The organism is Nitrosospira briensis, assembly GCF_900115125.1.
GTDB classification, from domain to species: Bacteria; Pseudomonadota; Gammaproteobacteria; order Burkholderiales; family Nitrosomonadaceae; genus Nitrosospira; species Nitrosospira briensis_A.
On record NZ_FOVJ01000001.1, the window covers coordinates 1095181 to 1114950 of the forward strand.

15 protein-coding genes and 1 tRNA gene are annotated in these 19770 nt (G+C 52.7%); 9 read left to right on the top strand and 7 right to left on the bottom strand.

What is annotated here, in order from left to right; genetic code table 11:
• Positions 1–601: 601 nt before the first annotated feature.
• The 3 genes from BMZ14_RS04970 to BMZ14_RS04975 all read right to left on the bottom strand — a co-directional run bounded on the left by BMZ14_RS04970 (position 602) and on the right by BMZ14_RS04975 (position 2547).
• Positions 602–677 (bottom strand) — tRNA-Asn (locus BMZ14_RS04970).
• Positions 678–1054: 377 nt separating this feature from the next.
• Entirely contained in the window at positions 1055–1207 is a 153-nt protein-coding gene (locus BMZ14_RS15030; RefSeq protein WP_177186910.1) for a hypothetical protein, read from the bottom strand.
• A gap of 206 nt (positions 1208–1413) precedes the next feature.
• Positions 1414–2547, bottom strand: coding sequence for an HAF repeat-containing protein (locus BMZ14_RS04975; RefSeq protein ID WP_074795213.1), 1134 nt, complete (start codon positions 2545–2547; stop codon positions 1414–1416).
• 311 nt (positions 2548–2858) lie between these two features.
• Between BMZ14_RS04975 and BMZ14_RS04980 the strand changes: the two genes are divergently transcribed.
• On the top strand, positions 2859–5462 hold the full coding sequence (locus BMZ14_RS04980) for a class I SAM-dependent methyltransferase (protein ID WP_074795214.1): 2604 nt from the start codon (positions 2859–2861) through the stop codon (positions 5460–5462).
• Positions 5463–5859: 397 nt separating this feature from the next.
• Here the strand turns inward: BMZ14_RS04980 and BMZ14_RS04985 are convergent, their stop codons facing one another.
• Positions 5860–6096: a hypothetical protein gene (locus tag BMZ14_RS04985; protein WP_074795216.1), complete on the bottom strand. Its 237-nt coding sequence runs from the start codon at positions 6094–6096 to the stop codon at positions 5860–5862.
• Positions 6097–6281: 185 nt separating this feature from the next.
• On the opposite strand from BMZ14_RS04985, the gene BMZ14_RS04990 reads away from it, so the two are divergent.
• Positions 6282–7532: a vanadium-dependent haloperoxidase gene (locus tag BMZ14_RS04990; protein WP_074795217.1), complete on the top strand. Its 1251-nt coding sequence runs from the start codon at positions 6282–6284 to the stop codon at positions 7530–7532.
• 353 nt (positions 7533–7885) lie between these two features.
• Positions 7886–8092 carry a hypothetical protein gene (locus BMZ14_RS04995; protein WP_143071892.1) on the top strand — a complete coding sequence of 69 codons (207 nt, stop codon included), beginning with the start codon at positions 7886–7888 and terminating at the stop codon, positions 8090–8092.
• A gap of 196 nt (positions 8093–8288) precedes the next feature.
• Here the strand turns inward: BMZ14_RS04995 and BMZ14_RS05000 are convergent, their stop codons facing one another.
• Positions 8289–9725, bottom strand: a complete 1437-nt coding sequence (locus BMZ14_RS05000) for a homospermidine synthase (protein ID WP_143071893.1) — start codon at positions 9723–9725, stop codon at positions 8289–8291.
• Between the two features lie 374 nt (positions 9726–10099).
• Here BMZ14_RS05000 and BMZ14_RS05005 point away from each other — a divergent pair, with 374 nt between their 5' ends.
• On the top strand, positions 10100–10453 hold the full coding sequence (locus tag BMZ14_RS05005; protein ID WP_074795220.1) for a hypothetical protein: 354 nt from the start codon (positions 10100–10102) through the stop codon (positions 10451–10453).
• A gap of 159 nt (positions 10454–10612) precedes the next feature.
• Here BMZ14_RS05005 and BMZ14_RS05010 read toward each other — a convergent pair whose 3' ends face one another.
• A complete protein-coding gene (locus BMZ14_RS05010) occupies positions 10613–12601 on the bottom strand; it encodes a GumC family protein (protein WP_074795221.1) in 1989 nt (662 codons plus the stop codon).
• Positions 12602–13175: 574 nt separating this feature from the next.
• On the opposite strand from BMZ14_RS05010, the gene BMZ14_RS05015 reads away from it, so the two are divergent.
• The 4 genes from BMZ14_RS05015 to BMZ14_RS05030 all read left to right on the top strand — a co-directional run bounded on the left by BMZ14_RS05015 (position 13176) and on the right by BMZ14_RS05030 (position 17227).
• Positions 13176–13364 (top strand): hypothetical protein, encoded by a 189-nt coding sequence (locus BMZ14_RS05015; protein ID WP_074795223.1) that lies wholly within the window; start codon positions 13176–13178, stop codon positions 13362–13364.
• A gap of 623 nt (positions 13365–13987) precedes the next feature.
• Positions 13988–14650 carry a hypothetical protein gene (locus BMZ14_RS05020; RefSeq protein ID WP_074795225.1) on the top strand — a complete coding sequence of 221 codons (663 nt, stop codon included), beginning with the start codon at positions 13988–13990 and terminating at the stop codon, positions 14648–14650.
• Between the two features lie 127 nt (positions 14651–14777).
• Positions 14778–15374, top strand: coding sequence for a TetR family transcriptional regulator C-terminal domain-containing protein (locus BMZ14_RS05025; RefSeq protein ID WP_074795226.1), 597 nt, complete (start codon positions 14778–14780; stop codon positions 15372–15374).
• 59 nt (positions 15375–15433) lie between these two features.
• Positions 15434–17227: a hypothetical protein gene (locus BMZ14_RS05030; RefSeq protein ID WP_074795228.1), complete on the top strand. Its 1794-nt coding sequence runs from the start codon at positions 15434–15436 to the stop codon at positions 17225–17227.
• A 32-nt stretch (positions 17228–17259) separates the two neighbouring features.
• On the opposite strand, the gene BMZ14_RS05035 is transcribed toward BMZ14_RS05030, so the two are convergent.
• On the bottom strand, positions 17260–18402 hold the full coding sequence (locus BMZ14_RS05035; protein ID WP_074795229.1) for an NAD(P)/FAD-dependent oxidoreductase: 1143 nt from the start codon (positions 18400–18402) through the stop codon (positions 17260–17262).
• Between the two features lie 256 nt (positions 18403–18658).
• On the opposite strand from BMZ14_RS05035, the gene BMZ14_RS05040 reads away from it, so the two are divergent.
• On the top strand, positions 18659–19657 hold the full coding sequence (locus BMZ14_RS05040) for a phosphotransferase (protein ID WP_074795231.1): 999 nt from the start codon (positions 18659–18661) through the stop codon (positions 19655–19657).
• Positions 19658–19770 lie beyond the last annotated feature (113 nt).

Genomic DNA, 19770 nt, shown 5'->3' on the forward strand with positions numbered 1-19770 from the left:
CATCGATTGAACTGGTGGCGTTTGCACTGGACAGCAAATAAGAAAACTTCTAAAGCAAGGTATATTTCATGACCACAACCTTGCCCAGCCTTTACTTGTCTGAATCCAATCTTACCGCACTATATTTTGTCTAGTTACCTGACGCGTATATGTTTTTAACACGCGTAACGTACGCGTACGTATAGAGTTCCTGTTACTTCTGCTCGGGCTCATGTTGGCGCGCAATCACAAGCGGACCAACATTGCTATGGGGGATGGGATACCGCTTTTTTGCTAGATGTTACGGGAGACCAGTGTTACCGGACACTCAGAGGAATGATGAACCGGTCGAAAAGCAGGAGGTTGCGCGTGCCCCCGTTCTTTCTTTATCAAGTTTGACTAAAACCTCAACTATTGCTGCAATCAGGGTTGTATGAGCTACGGCAATAGGACAGCTTGCGGGAGCTTCTGCAGGGATCAAGGAACGGATATTACTTCCATCTTATCTGGTCGGTGAAATCAGAAACAGCTCTGTTATTGGGCTAACGGATAACAAACGGATAACAACGAAGAAGATCTAGGACTGCGGATACTGCTACCAAACCATAAGTGCTTGATTTCATGGCTCCCCGACCAGGGCTCGAACCTGGGACCTGCGGATTAACAGTCCGTCGCTCTACCGACTGAGCTATCGGGGAATTGGAGAGGTGCATATACTAATGACTTAGGTGAAGCTGGTCAATGCCGGAGGTGAAGTAATTCCCGCATTGATAAATTGGGAGCCCGCCTGGGTGCGTTTAAAAGCTCGCTCATTCCCTATCGTCTGCTGCGAGTAAGCAGATATGGGGTGAGGGTAATATTAGTTGATAGGGGTCTATTCTACAGTATCGCTGCGCTTTATCAGGCTATAGTAGATAACCAGTCTTTAGCCGCCTCCATCTGTAGTATTTCCTGAAAGAGTGAACATCGATCTTTCCGAGGAATGCAATACGCAGTTTACGTGTGTATGGTTAGGCCGAACCCGTTACAAAGACAAAGCGTGAACGGGTCCGCGCGATTTGCGAAAACCACCCGCTCAATAATCTTTCTCGGGCACGACAATAATCTTTTCGCTGGTTCCCGGGTCTCCCTTTGGACCGGGAGGACCGGATTTATCTGTACTTATTGATAGACAACCGGTAATTCCTGCAAGCATCACTACCAACATAAACAGCTTCAGGCTTTTCATGTGATTTTCCTTTTTTAAGTTAATTATAAGCGCTCCTGCAGGCGCAGATTAACCCGAAACTGTAGCTGTAACTGTTCGTTAACACACATTCCGTATTCTCTGCCGCGTGCGATAGTAGACGGAGAAATTTTTGGCGCTGCCTGCCGTTATCTATTCCGTCCTGTTCCTCGAAAGTGATTGGCGGGCTCTGGCGTTATGGGGAAAAGCTACGTCAGTTGCTTCTTGCCTTGCATGATGACTCCGAGAAGAACCAGACCTGCAATCATTAAGGCAGAGGATGCAGGCTCGGGAATGGGAGCGACAAAGCCATTGGCAACCACCAGTCCTGAATTATTTATCCCATTGGCTTCACTCAGAAACCCTCCCGGAAGGGCCGCCAGCAAGTTAAGATCGCTCATGCCGACGCCATCAGGGGCGGTGCTGAAGGCATGCATATCACCCTGAGGTGACTGCGGCGTTCCGGCTACCTGCGCCGAACCTACTACCTGTCCGGCATCGTTAATGCCAAACGCTACGCTTTCATCTCCCCCCAGCGTACCGAGATCAGTCATGCCTGAGCCATTGGGGCCGGTAATGAAAGCATGAGAGTCTGACTGCCCTACTGTTCGCCCTGTACTATTGATTCCGTTTGCAAACGTCTCACCGCCCAGCGTATTGATATCGGCCATGTCAACACCGTTTGGGCCCGTAATAAAGGCGTGTTGACTCCCGTTACTGATGAATGAATCTCCCACTGCCCGTCCCGCTTCGTTGATACCATGGGCTGCGCTGTAGTCTCCACCCAGCGTGCCAAGGTCGGTCATATTCACACCACCCTGCCCAGTAATAAAAGCATGGGAAGAATTGTCGCCGGTTGTAAGGGAAATTCCGGCGGCTTGTCCGGAGGCATTGATTGCATGAGCCCAGCTGTTGCTACCCCCCAAAGTGCCAAGGTCGGTCATGCCGATACCATTGGGGCCGGTGATGAAAGCATGATAAGAGCCGTCACCGGCTATAAGGGAACGTCCTACAACCTGTCCCGTAGCGTTGACACCATAGGCCCAGCTATCACTGCCTCCCAAGGTGCCCAGATCAACCATTCCTTCGCCTTTGGGGCCGGTGATAAAGGCATGGGTATTTCCTTCAGGCGTTCTTGACCAACCCACTATTTGCCCTGCATCGTTGATCCCCCGGCCGTAAGCGTCGATTCCGCCCAGACTTCCAATATCGGCAACCATTTTGCTATTTGGGTCAACAATGAAAGAACGAAAACCGGCAAACGCCGGGGATACCAAACCGAGACCGATCAGGATCGAGGCCAGGACCAGACTGCTGATTTTTGAGCTATGGCTTGTTTTCATGGTTTATGTGCTCCGATGAAGCGGAATAGGCGAAAAGTGTAATCCGACGAGCTTTACGTTTTAGCTTAGATCACGTATTGAAAATCTCAAGGTAAAATCAACTGATGTAGCCCCATCAAATTCCTTATGTGTTGGATACATAGGAGTCCATCCATGCCACTGCCTGAGTTCATGGTGCTACCCGGGATAACCTGGTCTATGGCTGCTTTAAGGGGCAAAACGACTGGCTAAACAGTTGGCAGTTGGCTCAACACCAGACCAGCCATTAAGCTCTTTGCTCTGCATTATGAATATCAATTACGAGTAGCCGCATGAAAAAGATTTCACGTAACGATCCATGCCCATGCAAGAGCGGCAAAAAATACAAGTATTGCTGCCAGGAGCTGGAAAAAATGTCAACCGCACGCACGAGTTCGGCAGCTTCCCCTACTCCATCAATTTCGGAATACCTCCAGACCGGAATTCAATATCATCAGGCCGGGCACTTACCTCAGGCGGAAGCAATCTATCATCGGATACTTCAGGTAACGCCCGAGCATCCTGGCGCGCTGCACTTCATGGGGCTAATAGCCAGGCAAACGGGAAAAATTGAAGCCGCCATTGAGCTCATTAGCAGGGCGCTCGCCTTCAAACCTGACTATGCCGAGGCCCATGGGAATCTGGGAAATGTGTTCAAGCAGCAGGGCAGGCTGGAAGATGCGATTAACAGTTATCGCAAGGCCCTCAATCTTAAACCCGATATGGCGGAGGTATACGCCAATCTGGGAAATGCCCTTATGGAACAGGGCAAGCTGGACGACGCGATTGCGAATTATCGCAAGGGCCTTGCGGTCAAGCCGGATTTAGCCGAAATGCATTGCAACCTGGGGAATGCGCTAAGGGAACAAGGCAAATTGGATGACGCGGCTGCCAGCTATCGCAAGGCGCTGACCTTGAATCCGGGTTTCGCCGAAGCACACAACAACCTGGGAAACCTGCTGAATGAGCAGGGCAAGCGCGAGGAAGCCATTCTCCGCTTTAAAAAGGCGCTCCATTTGCGGCCGAATTTTGCGGAGGCTTGCAGCAACCTGGGAAATGCCCTGAGGGAACTAGGCAGGCTGGACGAGGCGGTTGCCTCTTACCAAAACGCGCTCGCGCTCAGGCCAGACTATGCCCAGGCGTACAGCAATCTAGGGAACGCGCTGAGAGAACAAGGCAAGCTGGATGAGGCGATTATCAGTTACCAGTCCGGGTTGCGAATCAGTGAGGACCCGGACATAAAACAAGGATTCGCGCAGTGCATACGAAACGTCTCCTTTACTCATGAAATTCCCGGTATTCGCCCACTCATCATCAGAGCCATGCGTGAGCCGTGGGAACGGCCCGCCGAACTGGCAAACCCGGCCATATCATTGGTCAAGTTGAATCCCGGTATCAGAAAATGGATTGCTCGGGCGTCGAATGGAGCTCTGAACGGGAACTGTGCTGCTGGGACCAGGTCACCGGAGCAAGAACTGGCCCGTTCCTCTGGCTCACCTGACCTCGCCCCTGTTTACGACGACCTGCTGCTTCATTGTGTGCTGGAGACTACACCTGTCTGTGATGCGAAACTCGAACGGGTTCTCACCGCCATACGATCTGCCATGCTGGACGCGGTAGTTAGCAGCGAAAATCACGGCAGGGTGCGTGACGCGTCTGATGCTGATAAAGATAAACTGGCTTTCTATTGCGCACTGGCGCGGCAGTCCTTCATCAATGAATACGTTTTTTCCTGCCCTCAGGAAGAGTTCAATCAGGCGCAATCGTTGAAAAACCGCCTTGCTGCTGCTCTCGCATCGAAAGAACCGGTTCTTCCTTTATGGCTGCCAGCCGTGGCGGCATATTTCCCGCTGGCTTCATTACCGTCCGTCGAAGCGCTCCTGGCCTCTCCATGGCCTGATGCCGTGGCTGCACTGCTGGTGCAACAGGTAGAAGAACCTCTGGAAGAACGCCGTTATCGCCCGCTTATGCCGCGTTTGACTCCCATTGCGGATGCCATTTCCATTACGGTTCAAAAGCAGTATGAGGAGAATCCGTACCCGAGGTGGGTCAAGCTCCCGCGCAGCAAAGCGGTCTCGATAGAGGATTATCTGCGCAACAAGTTTCCTCTTTCCTCGTTCACGCCGAGGAGCCGGGTTAACGAGGCGGACAGGCGGCTCGACATTCTGATAGCCGGATGCGGAACGGGTCAGCACTCGATTTCAACGGCGCAGCGGTACAGGAACGCCAAAGTTCTTGCTGTCGATTTGAGCTTGACAAGCCTCTGCTATGCGAAAAGAAAGACTCGCGAGCTGGGCCTGAAGAATATTGATTACGCGCAGGCCGACATCCTGAGCCTCGATTCACTGAGTTCAGCAGATCACACCTTCGATATCGTGGAATCAGTGGGTGTGCTGCATCATCTTGCAGATCCTTTGGCGGGATGGCGAAAACTGGTTTCCTTAATGCGGCCTGGCGCGTTCATGCGCCTCGGTTTTTATAGTGAGTACGCCCGGCGGAACGAAACCGCAGCGCGACGTTTCATTGCAGAACGGGGATATGCATCGAATCCTGGAGATATCCGGCGTTGCCGCCAGGAACTGATGTCTGCGGAAAACGCTGCGCAGTTCAGGCAAATTTTATCGGCCAGAGATTTTTATACCGTCAGTGAATGCCGCGATTTACTTTTTCATGTTCAGGAGCATCGTTACACCCTGCCTCAACTGAAGGAAAATCTGCGGGAACTTGAATTGACGTTTATCGGATTTTCCCTTGATTCCGCCGTCATCAAACAATATGGGCAACGCTTTCCGGATGATATCCCTCAGGCCAATCTGGACAATTGGCATATGTTCGAACTGGAACATCCTGATACTTTTACCGGCATGTATCAGTTCTGGGTACAGAAGCGCGGCTGAAATCCCTGGTATGACGGCTAGTCCCCATGAATCCCGGGGAAATTTCTGCGGGCCGACAAAGATATACGAGAAATTTCGCTTGACATTTTTACAGTAATCCACACGCGTAACAATAATCGTATAATCAGCCACCATCGACCGCAGCAAACGCGCGCCACGCCTGGCTTTTCTCTTAACATGCTGAAATTAAACGTACTTCTTAAATGTTTAAAAAATAGCCAAACAAGAAAATAGCGTTACGGGAAGGCGACTTACTCACCGTGTTAAGAGCTTATCAACAAACTTATCCACAGAAATTGTGGACAATGAAGCTCTTCCTCCGGGCCGGACCGATTCCTGCACCCGGGCACCAGGGAAATGCCCGGCCCGCGTCTGGGCAAGCCTCTGATACAGTCTGCTAATGCGGTTGGTTCATCATCCCGACTGGATCCTCATACTCCCCTAAACGAAGAGCGGCTTCCACGGCTTTTTTTGCCTCCTCGACGGTCTTCGCATGGGTGAGGTCCACGGCGGGGTTGGGATAACTGTGCCAAAATGTAAAACCGGCCGTTGTAATCCAGAGTAGACCTCTGACATGTTGCTCTACAAATACCTCGTGATGATTTTCGTCAACCACCTTCCATTCTATATCCATAATTCAGTCTCCTTGATACGTTACAATACACAAGCTGGACATTTACCTCAAGCCAAGCCATCGTGCGGCGCATATTGCAGATACCTGCAGGATCAATTCAAATCCTGCATTCCTTGAACCAAAGTCTGGCCGGGACGCACCTGGTCCTAAGTATATTGTTGTTTAACTCCAGCGTGGAAAAATCTATGATTCAAAACATCAGGAAGCGCTTGACACCCGGACTGGCCGTTGCCTCGGTGGTTGCCCTTGTCTCGGCGCTCTCAAGTTCAGCATTGAAAGCCGATGCAGTGACCGATTGGAATCGCATTGCAGGCGACGCCATTGTCGATGCCCGGTTGGGCCCGCTGCCGGCTGATCGGGTACTGGCTATTATGCATGCGGCAGTATACGAAGCCGTAAATGCGATTACCAAACGCTATCCATCGGATAAGTCCGGCTTGAAGGCGCCACCGGGGGCTTCGGTAGATGCAGCCGTTGCGGCCGTCAATCGCATCGTGCTGTCGGAGCTCGTGCCATCCCGGAAACCTGCTGTCGAAGCCGCTTATGAGGCTGCGTTGACGAAGGTGAGCGATGGCGCGGCAAAGACCGACGGTATTTTAGTGGGAGAAAAAGCTGCCAGGGGAATTCTGTCCAGACGCGCAAATGATGGAATCGCAACAGGGGAAACATATCGGCCTCATACCTCTCCAGGCGTATACGTGCCGACCGTAATACCGGAAGCGCCCCACTGGTTACAGATCACGCCATGGCTGATGACGAGCGCCTCGCAATTTCGTCCCGCTCCGCCTCCCCGGCTCAACAGTGACGTATGGGCACGTGACTACAACGAGGTCAAAGCGCTGGGCGGCAAGAATAGTAGGCAGCGTACTGCTGAACAGACCGATATCGCCCGTTTTTGGGAGGAGGTGATGCCCCCCATTTATCACGGGATCGTGCGCTCTGTTGCCGACGTCCCGGGAAGAGAAACTACCCGGAACGCGCGCTTGTTCGCAGCAGTGACCCAAGCCACGAACGATGCGCTGATCGCGGTATTTGATGCGAAGTACCACTATGGCTTCTGGCGGCCCGTCACGGCGATCCGCAACGGCGATATCGACGGAAACGACCGCACAGAGCGGGATCCGTCCTGGCTGCCCTTCATCGATACGCCCATGCACCCTGAATATCCCTGCGCGCATTGCATTATTTCCGGCGCTGTCGGCGCAGTACTGGAAGCGGAGGTTGGAGCAGAACCCATGCCGCTTCTGACGACGGTAAGCCAGGCCGCGGGTGGCACGTCGCGAAGCTGGACGCGAATCGAAGATATTACACGGGAAGTTGCGAATGCCCGGATCTATGATGGCGTGCACTATCGTAGCTCGGCGGAAGTGGGAACCGCAATGGGTAAACAGATCGGCGAACTTGCAGTGAAAAAATACCTTCAACCGCTCAAGTAGAACGGCTCGGGCGGATATAACGCCCTTCTTCTGCGTCTGTGTTAACTGGATACCGAGCAGCACATCGGTCGTGATAGCCAATTCGCGCGGAGGGGCGACTTACTCATCGTGCCCATGGATTATCCACATACTTATCCATAGCAATTATGGATGACGAGCTTCTTGCCGAGGTCGAGATTTCCCTCGGCATCCACATAAAAAATACGTTGCACAGGTCCGGGTTTTGGGAACCAAGCCCGCATGTCGTTGACTAAATTTTTTTGATAGAACTATCTGGAAAGGGTATGACGCAGGGCCGGCTGTGCTATCACCGGATTTTTTCTTTGCCGTTTGTTTTTTGGAAGGAGAAAAAAATGAAGAAGCGAAATCACAATCATCATGAAGCATTCACCTCCTTTTCTGGTCCGCTGGACCACGGAGCGGAGGTCTTCACACAAAAAATGTTCAAACATTCTCAATCAAAGACTCAGGAAGTCTGGGACGACATAAAAAAAACCCGGCAAGAAAAAATGGTCGCCATCAAATCCAGGTCGAGAAAGGAAGGGTTGAATCGGAACTGATCACCGCGCCCAGGCATGACCACTGGTAGTAAGCCCCACGCAAAGGGGGGAACCTGCAGCTTTCAACGTCAAAAATCCCACAATCCAAACACTGGTAATAAAAGAAAAACAGGTCTGGCTGTTCCTCTTTAGATCTTGCTGGATCAGGCCGGTCGTTACCACGTCCAATTTACTGTAATCCAGGTTAAGGAAAGCGCTAAATCACCCGGATATTCTTGAACTGCCACGGGTCGGCGCCATCCACATCCTCATGGAACAGCCATCCTCTGTCTTGCAGGGGCGTCCAATCGGTGTATACGCTTACAAGCTCGCCAAGATAAGGCTGTGCAATTTCCAGGATAACTTCATGGTCGATGTCATCGGGCTCTACCACGCCCGCGTAAGGATTTTGAAGCATCCAGACCATGCCAGCCAGAACCCCAGCCACGACTTGCGAGCTGGTTGCGTTGTTATACGGTGCCAATCGCCGCGCTTCATGGATCGACAAGCGCGAACCGTACCAATAGGCTCCTTTGCGATGCCCCATGAGCAGGACGCCGAGCTCATCCACGCCATCCACTATATCGTCGCGAAGAATTCGCTTGCTGGACTGCAAGCGCCAATTTCTGCCTGCCAGCTCGTGGATGGAAAGCACAGCGTCGTCACAGGGATGGTAGGCATAATTCACTGTCGGACGATAGACCACCTTTCCATGTTCTCTCAAGGTGAGATGATCCGCTATTGAAATGGATTCACCATGTGTGATCAGGAAACCATGGTAAGAACCGCCAAGAGGTACCCAACTACGTACGCGTGTAGCGGCACCCGGGCGATTAAGGTAAATGGCTGCATCACAGCCGAATCCATGACGTGCTCCGTCAAGGGGCCAGTGACGCTCGTGGCTGCCCCATCCGAGCTCGGAAGGCTGAAGGCTCTCGCCCACGAATCCATCCACAGACCAGGTATTGACGAATTCATTGGCCTGTTTACGCTGCGCCCCTATTTGCGTATCGCGCTCGGCGATATGAATGGCCTTTATTTCAAGGCGAGATGCCAGCTCGGCCCATTCTACCCGGCTTACCGGTTTTTTTACTTTCATGCCTGTATCGGCGGCGATATTCAGCAGAGCCTGCTTAACGAATGTCGAAGCAAGGCCGGGATTGGCGCCGTGCGCCAGGAGGGCCGTCGGCCCTTCCCCTTTTTCACGCGCGAAAGCGAGGGCTTTTTCTCGCAAAGCGTAATTGGAGCGCAGCGACACCGAGACCGACCTGTCGGTATAGCCGCCTGACCAGGGCTCAATGCAAGTATCAAGATATAATGATCCTCGCCGCCAGCACAGATCTACAAGCGCAAGGCTGGAAACATCCACTGCCAGGTTGAGCAGGAAATCCCCCTTGTTCAGGCACGGTTCGAGCACGGCAAGATAGTTTTCCTCTGTCAACAAATGAGGCGTAAATGCAACGCCGAATTCTCTTGCAATGTTCTGTCCATTCTCGTCGGCAGAAATTATTTTGACCTGCTCGGGGGCTATTTCAATGTTGTGGAACAGCAACCTTAGCAAGGCTTGGCCTATGCTGCCAAAACCTACTATTACCAGGTTTCCCTGTAAATGCCCCTGTTTGGTATGTGCTTGCTTGTGTGCTTTCATTTCCATTACGAGATTTTCCCTTGCTTAACCGGCCTTGCTTGACCCAAGCTGGCTCAATCGCCACTCCCTTGCCATATAAACACTGTAAACACTGCGTCCGTGCGCAAGCGAACGCTCTATTGGCGGCACTCGCCTTTATCCAGCCTGGATTTCTGTCTCGACCTGCTCGTTCTAGGTGTTATTCACCCGCGCTGAAGGAACTGCAACCCCGTAGTATCGGTCAAATCAATTCTTGGTATGCTGGGATCCGGCTGGGCGAAATGATCGAAGGTCTCGTGGCAATCGCTAACGTCAGGATCCGGTCGCACGCATCTTTTTAATTGCTTTGCATGCAGTGTATACCGAGATTAATCCATGTTTTTATTGAAGGAGAGCGGCAAATGGCTAATTGTATCCTGCCACAGCACGAAAATCATACTCATCCGCATAGCGCTGAATGCGGGCATATACGTATTGTGCACGGCAACCATGTTGACTACTTGCACGATGGCCACTTGCATCACCCGCACGGCGACCATATGGACGAACACTCACTGGATATAACGGAGAGCAATCCGGACGAATGCACGCCTGGGCACCAATGCGACAGCCATCAACAAGAGCATACTCACGGCCCGGAATGCGGGCACGAGATGGTGCCGCATGGCGAACATATCGACTATCTGGTTGACGGCCATCTTCATCACCCGCATGGTGATCATTGTGACGATCACGGACCGGTAACGCTGGCATAATCCGAGGATCCGGGAATAAAAACCTCGTTAGAGCACTCATTTGCCAACTCGCAAAATGGCGCTTTACAGGGCTGTGCTCCAGTCCAGATTCTGCTCGACTTAGCTTCCCGGTTTTGCACTGTCACCCTGCCCTGTGAACAGCCGTGCATACCTCCCTGGTCAAACTGTATTGATCAATGCAGGGTGAGTTAACTCAATATCGCTAATGTGACGGCCTTGTTGCGGCGGTGAATAGGCACTATAGCTGGAAATAACTGAAGGCTCCAGGTGTCCCGTGATCTGTTCAAGGTCCGACAGCCGCAGCCCCTGGCGCACGAGATAAGTGATATAGCTATGCCGGATTGCGTCGGCGGTTATTTCCTCGGGATCGGGCAAGCCCGAGTCAACCGCTGCGCACACCAGTGCCGCTGACAGATCTATACACGTCCCCGCATCGCCGGGACTCCAGACGGGGTGGCCGTCTGATTCAATGAGCAGGGATTTGAGCGGCTTGCTCAGAGGAATGGTTCTAGACGAGGTCCCGTCGAGGTTGATCGTTGCCGCTTCGAGATCAATCTGATTCGGCCGTAACATCGCAGCCTCATTAATGCTCACGCCACTGAGCAATAAACCGATCAGTTGCTTTCCTTTCAGGTTTGAAGCATTGATTAAAGTCCTTAACTGATGACTGCTGAGCTCTCGATACGGAGGCGCAGAATTCGTCAGCACGTGAGCCGCTTTATTATCCAGTGAACGGGCTGTGGTCCCCAGCGCGGGATGAGGATCATCAATCAACTTGGTACCTGCATTGGCAGCTGAATAATTCTGCATGCCGAAAATGGCAATAGCCGGATGTTGATCCTTCTTCTGGGTTAAATACTCGAAAACCCAGACGGCAAAGAGCCCTAAAAACAGGGACCCAACTATCGCTATCAAAGCTTCTTGCGTATAGGCCGGCCTCACCGGATCCGTTGATTCATAAGCCCTGCTAATGACGGTTACCTGAGGGTATTTGTCCTTGCGCCCCGTCTTGACCTGTACCAGCCGCTCCTGCGCTTCACGATAAAGGGTTTCAAGCCCTTCCAGATCGGTTTTCAGCGCATCATGTTGCGCAAATTTCGATGAGAACGCCGATGCCTCCTTTTTATGCTCGCTCAGTTGCGCCCGAATATCCCTGACGGTCTGCTGTGCGGCTGTGTAAGCCATTTCTGCATCCGTCAATACCACGTTTTGACCATATCGGCGCTTGTTGTTGACCGCTGTCTCAAGTTCCTTGATTTGCTCCGGAATTGATTTCAAATCGGGCTGCAGATTCAAATACTCGCGGGTAAATTTCTTGTCAAGTCCCGCCAGTTTCTCGCGCAAATCCTGCAACCTTGTTTCCAGATCAACCAGACTACCCTTCTCGTCATCAGGGACAACTGCTTTTCCCCGGGATATCGCGGCTTTCACAGCATCCAGGTTTGATTTCGCCTTGACCTCAGCTTCGGAGGCTTTATTCAGCGCTTCATTCAGGCCTCTCATGCGGGCTGCGGCTTCATTTTCTTCCCGCTCTGTAGAAGAGATATCGTTATTTCTCCTGAAGTCCTCCAGTGCCAGCCTGGCGGAGTTGACCTTGTCGGCCAGGCCATCCAGTTCGTCCTCGACAATGCGTTCGGTATTGCTCGTCAACTTTTTGACTTCTTCAGTCCGCGCATCAAGGTAAACGTCTATCCACGTGTTGATGAGCAGCGGTAAAAACTTGGGATCGGTACCCTCCGCCATAATCTCGACGAGATTGGTTTCAGCGACAGGGGAGACATTCAGCAAATTCTGGATATCGGATGGTTTCAGTTGAACCAGAAATTTGCCGGCAGCGGATGCTTTCAGCCTGGACACGGTTTCGGCAGCAAGCTCATGGCCTAAAAAAATCTGACGCTGAATGGCCACGTGCTGGATATCGGCGTCGCTGCTTTCGCGGTCTATGGCCGTCATCGCCGAGGTCAGCAATGTTGCCCTGCTTTGATAGACGGCGGGCTGACTGTAGATGTAAGCCAGGCTGATAGCAGCGCTGGTTAAAAATACCAAAACGAAAATGCTGAATCTGCGCGAGCGGTACCATGGCTGCTCATCCACATCCGCAGAAAGCGGGACACTTCCGGACAAGCGTGAACTGATCCTGTTTTTCATAAACGGGCTAAACCCTCAACGGCCTCAAAATTCGATATAGGCGAACGCAACCCGCGATTACGATAGCTGGGCAAATATTAGCGGGATACATCCGGAGATGACAAGTACGCACAAATTTCAGGTATGCGAAATTCAGCTAGGATTGAAAGTAAAACCTGCCTTGTTGTTTTGTGAAGTGTTCTTCTCTATTTACCCGGCATCACTGGATAAAAACAATGATAACCGCTGGCGAACGTCATGGCCGGGAGAAGTGCTGCACGGGTGTCGAAAACCCGAAAAACAACAAATACTGAAATCCCATGCTGCAAAGACAACTTTCGTACGGTTGCGCACAAACGGAAAGCGGTCTGCGCCATGACAATGTGCACAACTCGAAAAAAGAAGCTTTTAATATTACTGTAAAAGTTTAGCCCTAAGCTGAAGACATTAGCGAGAGCCGTAGTAAATTTTCAAGGTAACTGAAAAATCATGACCGCCAGTTTTAAAGATACCCCGTCAATCTTATCGGTATGCGCTTTGGCGAACGGGCTGTGGTTTATTCAGCTTTTTATTTATTCCCCTCAGGGACAGCAAAATGAAAAAACGTCATGATCAGGATGTGTTTGGCACTGCTTTTACCTTGTTCGACTACAGATCAGCAGCCTTTCGGCAAAAAAGGTTCAAACACTTCCAGTCGAGCGGCTACAACCATCTGGCAAACGTTGAAAAAATACGGGAAAGAAAAAAAGACGAGGCAGTGATACTTTTTAAAGAAAGCGCATGATGCCGGCTTAGCATAGGTATGCGTGTCACACGCGCTGTCTTGCCTCCCCCGCTCTCATGTCAGACGATCGATACCTGATATCCTGGCTGCTCAGTTCATGGCTGCATTCGGATGATCATCAACCCATCGCCCCTCCCCGATATTGTCCTGTCCTTTGATCCTTTCCCATCCCGTTCTTCAACCTGTTGTCCGATAGTATTTGCCGGATAGCCGTCATGCATAATGACAGCACACGTCTACCCTTTTCAGAGGGAATACTGCTGATTAGCCGTTACCAGTTAGCTGCTGCTCATAGTTGATAACCTGTCCGCCGGTATACCAGAAGAATCAATTCCGCAGGACGCCTATAACCTTTGTTATTGAGCGGATCCAACGAGGCGGGTAAAAAGCGAAAAACGGAATATGCATCCTACGCGGCTCTGCTGTATGTTCCAACAGGAAGAATGGACTATGCAATCGCTACATTGAATGGATAATCCGGGGGTAGCTAAAATTTAAAGCCCGTTTTTTTACTTCCGATTCGAGAGTCAGGAGTTATTACACATCAAGGACATCTACGGCATAATGTTGCACTCATGTATCAAGTCTGCTCCTCGGGCTCAAGCAATAGGAGAAAAACAAGCATGGCTCAACGAATTTTCCGCATAGCACTCAATTTAGCATTGCCACTGATGGCCCTGGCATTTTCGCCGAGCGTTCTTGCCCAACAAGCCGAAGCCTCGAGCGGGATCTTGCAACTTCACCGCCCAGACAATCACGCGACCCAAAAAGAGTCTATCTCCGGCGGCGCATGTGTCGTCGAGACAGGCGCTTTTCCGGTGGGCTTCAATGCGTACGTCGTGCCGGATGGGGACCATCCTTCATATCCTCCCTTTTGCTCGCCAGTACCCGCCGGCGCCTTGAATCTTGTGATAGATATACTTGCGCGAGAGGTTCGGGACACTCCACTTGCCGTGCGACTGATGAAAGTGGAAGGCGGGGAAGAGCGCGAGGTTTTGTCCGTGCCGGCTACAGAATATACTTCCGGAAACATTCCCCTTGCAGTTAACCTGGAGCCGCTCGCCAAGTATAAGGTGCTGCTGATTGGCAACGATGCCTCGGGAAAAACGGATAATCTCGTCAGCATTCCTCTGGAAGTAAGAAAGGCGGGTGACTATGTTCATACCGGCAATGGCGGAACCGGATGGGGTTTTCTGTTACTGGTGGCAGGTCTTGCGGGGCTCGTCGGCGGCTTTATCCATTTCTGGCGTCCCAAACCGGCGACGACGAACACAGGCGTTCCCTAACGCTAATCCACCCCAAAACTCCGGTTCCTTGAATCTCCGCGTCCTTGAACCCCGATATCAAACGAGGCGCCATGACTGGAATTAGCGTCTCTTGACATAGTAAGACAACCGGTCGTATCATTTGTACATGACCAGATCAACAAAAAAAGAGACCAATAGAGAAAACCTGTTAAACCAGGGTGTAACCATGCTCATGGGGCAGGGTTATCATGGTACGGGACTGCAGGAGGTCCTGGATGCGGTCAACATTCCCAAAGGCTCTTTTTATAACTACTTCGGAAGCAAGGAAAATTTTGGCGCAGAAGTCATTCAACACTATATCGATCCATTCATTACGCGTTTAGCCGCTCATTTACAACAATCCGGGACGGATGCATTGGGCGCGATACGGCTTTACTTCGATGAACTCATAGCGGAGCTGGAGAAGGACCAGTTTAGAGGCGGCTGTCTGCTGGGAAATCTGATGGGAGAAATAGGAGATACCAGCGAGGTTTGCCAGAAATCTCTCCAATCGGCGGTGCAGCGCTACCGCGATTTATTGCAGGCCGGTTTGGCCAAGGCGCAACAGCAGGGTACGGTAAGGCTGGATAAATCAGCGGAAGACATGGCGGATTTATTGATAAATACCTGGCAGGGAGCTTTATTGAGGATGAAAATAGAAAAGTCGTCCATGCCCGTCAAGCAGTGTTGTGAACAGTTGTTAGGCGAGTTTTTCAGAGCGTAATTTTTTTGCTCTTATCGAATACGACCGGTCGTTTTAATTTACGTTTTTTTGGGAGATTTATGCCATTCCATACATTGAAGCTTTTGATGTCAGCACTGGTGCTATCTGTTATAAGCGTACCAGGTTCATTTGCTCATGCTGACGCCCAGGCGGGCGCTCAGGCTGACACTCGGGTTGCCAAGGAAGCGCCAGCGAAACAGCGCGACGGCTCTGCAGCAGGCTCTACAGTGTCTGGAGCAGGCCACAAACATTATGAGAAATCAGACGGGGCCGAGCAGCCGGGACCGGACGGCCAACTTGCCCCCAGGCTGCAAGAACTCGGTTCTCACATATTTCCTGTCAGCACGCGGAACAAACAGGCACAGCTATTCATCAACCAGGGGCTTAATCTTGCGTATGGTTTCAACCACGCCGAGGCGCGCCGCGCATTCCGCGAAGCCGCCCGGCTCGATCCCACGCTTGCGATGGCTTACTGGGGCCAGGCACTCGTACTCGGTCCCAACATAAACGCGATGATGGAACCGAACGAGGAGCCGCAGGCTCTCGAGATGGTGCAGCAGGCCAAGTCGCTTATGGGTAATGCGTCGCCGAGAGAGCAGGCGCTTATCAGCGCTCTCGACAAGCGTTATTCGGGCAAAACAGAGCATCGCACGGCAAACGACGAGGCCTATACGGACGCGATGCGGGAGGTACACCGCCGCTTTCCGGATGACCCTGACATTGCGATGCTTTATGTGGAGTCGATGATGGACCTCCGTCCCTGGGGCTACTGGATGCCCGATGGACGCCCACATGAGGGAACGGCTGAGATCGTGGCGCTCACCGAGGACGTGATGCGCCGCCACCCTGCCCATCCCGCCGCACTGCATATGTATATTCACCTCATCGAGCCAACGGCTACGCCCGAGCGCGCGGAGAAGGCAGCCGACACCCTGTTGACGCTGATGCCAGCCGCCGGGCATATGATACACATGCCATCGCACATTTATCAGCGGGTCGGGCGGTACGCGGACGCGATGAGGAGCAATCGTCTCGCAATCGCCGCTGATGAGGATTACATCGCCCAGTGCCGCGCCCAAGGCTTATACCCGATGGCGTACTATCCCCATAACATTCATTTTCTCTGGTTTGCGGCCACTGCCGATGGTCAAAGCAGGGTTGCGATCAAGTCTGCGCGGGAGATTGCCGCCAAGATAAACGATGAGGTGCTGAAGGAGATGCCGTTTACCGCCGTGTTCCGTATGGTGCCGTATTGGGCGCTGGCAAGATTCGGGCACTGGAAGGAGATCCTCGAGGAACCGGCGCCACCCTCCACCAACACATTTTTGAAGGGCAGCTGGCATCATGTGCGAGGTCTGGCGTACGTAGCGACCCGGCAGCTCGGCCAGGCCGAGAAGGAACTTGGCGCGTTGCATGAGATCATGAAAGATCCCTCACTCGATGGTCCGCTCTTTTCGAAAAATACGCCGCGCACCGTGTTACAGGTCGGGCCTGAGGTACTTGCGGGTGAAATCGCCGCTGCGCGGGGGCAATTTGATTCCGCAGTCGCGCATCTTGAACGCGCGGTTCGCCTCGAGGATGCTCTAATATACACGGAGCCGTCGGAATGGCACTACCCGCCGCGGCTGGCGCTGGGCGCGATTCTGCTGGAAGCGGGGCGTCCGGCTGAAGCGGAGACGGTGTATTGGGAAGATCTGCGGCGCAACCGTGATAGCGGCTGGGCGCTGTATGGGCTGATGCAAGCGTTGCGGGCTCAGAAGAAGTACGATGAGGCAGCGCTTATCGAGACACGTTTCAAAAAATCCTGGGCGCGGGCCGACGTGGAACTCGGTTCATCGCGTTTTGGACGATGACGGGTACAAGATGTACGGGATCTCAGCATATTTTACTTATGCTTCCACTTTTGAAACCGGCCGTAATGATAGGCGGCTGTTTTATCTTGTTGACTGGCGCGGGCGCGAATGGCGTCTTCATATCCCGCAAAACCGGTGGATGAATTGCGGTGCGTCGGGCTTTGCGTCGCGCGTTGCATCTCTTCCAGCAACGTGCGTGCTCCCAGCTCGGCGGTTTCGATCGCCCATTTGATTCCCATTCCGCTCAGAGGATCCGGCGCATAAGCCGCATCGCCAACTGCCAGCCAGCCATCTCCCGCGGCGCTGATGAATGCACCTGCGCCAGCCGTACGCCCGGATATCGGCTGCATGCCCTGAGTACTCGGCAGCCGGGGAGCGAGCAGCCGAGTACGTTGCAGTTCCTGGAAAAAAAAATCTTTCAATGGGACCTGCCTCCGTTTCAGCTCATCTCGGTCAATACAAAAACCCGCGAAATATTTGCCGCCCATAGCCGGCAGGGCGTACCACCAGCCTTTATCCGTCGCCTCGATATAGAGGGCATGCTGCGGGGCATGGGCCGGCGCGGCGCAAGGTTTATCGCTTCGCTCCTGCAACAATGTCATCAGCGCTATTTGTGATGATTCGACCAATGGCGAGCGCTCTAAAAAAGGCGCCGCCACACGTCCGGTAGCAATGACCAGAAAACTGGCGCTGCACACGCCACTGCTTCCCGCCTCATCCGCGGAGGTTTTCGCGAGGCGCATCAAAATGCGCCACCGGTCGCCCCGCCGCTCAATTCCTGTAACTTTGGCATCGGAAACGATCGATACGCCCGCCGCTCGGGCGAGATCGCACAATGCTCGATCGAAGGGTTGGCGTTCCACGGCCACGCCGGGACCCCACGGGTTGAACATGGCGTTGAATGTAACGGGCTCGGGCGTATCCCACACGGATATTGTTTCGTGGACTTCCACTCCGGGTACGGCCTCCCGAAAAAAGCTGGAACAATGCCGTTCGATAATGCTGCGTGCATGACCGGACACAAGTTCAATGCCGCCGGGAGCGTAGCCGCTCCAATGGGCAAGGCTTACTCGCGCACCACCGCGAGCAAGCATGAGCGCGCACATCGCACCGGCCGGTCCCCCGCCCACGACCATGACATCCCTGTCGGGCTCCTCGGAAATAGGGATGGTCATCCCGGCCGCCACCCGCAAGCTTGCCAAGGCCGGGTTCGCTCAGCTTTCGCTATGTTGAAAACCGCGTTCAAATATGGATGCCAGTTCATGGGGAAACAGTTTATGCTGCAAAGCAATGAATCTCGCCATTGACGCATTAATCGCGTTGGTAAATGCTTCTATTCTGTACTAATGTGATTTAGCATGAAAGAACACGTAAAAGCGCCTGCATGAACTGCTGCAGATGCAAGGGAAATACTTAGAAAAAGCAACTCGCATGAAATACCTCGGCCATCTACCGGCGGATGACCCTTTTTTTGCCTACCTTCGTTGCGACATCCTCCCACTGCTGAGCTTGAATGCAAGTTGTCCTGACTTTCGGGTTTACCAGCTTCCCGCCTCCCACCATGTCTACCTCTACGAAGACCAGCACAGCCAGGCTCGCATTATCGGAAAATTTTTTGGCGGCGTTCCGGGTCTTGATCCTGGAGCGGCGCTGCGCCATATGGAACGGGAGTTCAATAATTTAAACCATTTGCGTAACATCGGTTTTACCGGCTACCCGCATTATGTGGTGCGCCCTTTGGGGCGGAACGCCAACCTTAATAAAGTACTGGTCGAGGAATTCTGTTACGGGGTGCCTCTCACGGATTTCATCGTCAACGCGATCCGGCGAAATGCCCGAGACGCACTTTTTCAAAAACTGACCGCCCTGGCTTATTTTCTCGCCACCCTGCACAACCGCACTGTGATTGATAACAAGGTGGACTTCAACAAGGAATGTGAATACTTCAACCGCATTATGGAGCAGTTGACAAATGCCGGACGCGCCGGATGGGAGGAGGTCCGCGAGTTCCATCAGCTAAAGAACCAATGGCGAGGGAGAGCCTGTATGTGGGAAGACCAGCAGGTCCTTGTCCACAGCGATGTGACTCCCGCTAATATTCTCTTTGGTGACGGCCTTTGGGTAATCATTATCGATCTGGAACGAATGAAGTCGGCAGACAGGGTTTTTGATCTGGGTAGGGTCGTCGGCGAACTCCAGCATTTTTTCATGCAGCAGGCGGGTGACAAATGGTTGGCCGAGCCTTTTATCGGGCACTTCCTGTGGGAATACGCTTGCCAATTTCCCGACCGTGACGCTGCTTTTGCCGCCATTACCCGGCGTACGCCCTTTTATGCGGGACTTACGCTCCTGCGTATCGCGCGCAATACCTGGGTTGAGGGAAGCTACAGCTGGCAATTACGGGATGAAGCCAGGAAAACATTGAGGTAAGAGAACCTCGCAGTAATCCCTCCACAGAAGTGGCGGTTGCCTGTGGGATGAATTGCGCGAAATCGAGCTCCCGCCGCGTTGCACTCTCTGGCATCGTGGACTAAGCTAGGGAC